This window comes from Pseudomonas sp. 43(2021) (assembly GCF_017490805.1).
Classification (GTDB): domain Bacteria; phylum Pseudomonadota; class Gammaproteobacteria; order Pseudomonadales; family Pseudomonadaceae; genus Aquipseudomonas.
In genome coordinates, this window is sequence record NZ_JAFGYJ010000421.1 from 1 (window position 1) to 470 (window position 470).

Sequence of the window (470 nt, forward strand, 5' to 3'; positions counted from 1 at the left end):
GTCTGCGCGAGCAGTTCATCGCGGTGCTGGGCCATGACTTGCGCACGCCACTCAGTGCCATCCGCATGAGTGCCGATCTGCTGGACAGCAAAGTCGAGGACAAGCGCTCGCGCACTCTGCTGTCGGCGATTCGCACCAGCTCGGTGCGCATGGGCGTGCTGATCGAAAACATCCTCGACTTCGCTCGGGGTCGGCTCGGCAGTGGCATCCCGGTACAGCGCAAACTGGTCGATGACTTGCAGCAAACGCTGCGCCAGACCCTGGAAGAAATCCAGGTGGCCTACCCGCAGGCGAAGTTTATCGATTCGCTGGAGGTGCCGGCCGGGGTCTATTGCGACCCGCTGCGGATCAGCCAGTTGTTGTCGAATCTGCTGGGCAACGCCGTGACCCACGGCTCCACCGCCGAACCGATCGTGCTCAAAGCCTTTGCCGAGGGCGACGAAATCGTTATTTCGTTGACCAATCAGGGC

Annotated in this window: 1 protein-coding gene; it reads left to right on the forward strand. The window is 61.7% G+C overall.

Annotation, left to right across the window (positions count from 1 at the left end; all coding sequences use genetic code 11):
• Window positions 1-470 (forward strand): HAMP domain-containing sensor histidine kinase (locus tag J5M71_RS27960; RefSeq protein WP_207838820.1); only part of this gene is annotated, 470 nt, incomplete at both ends.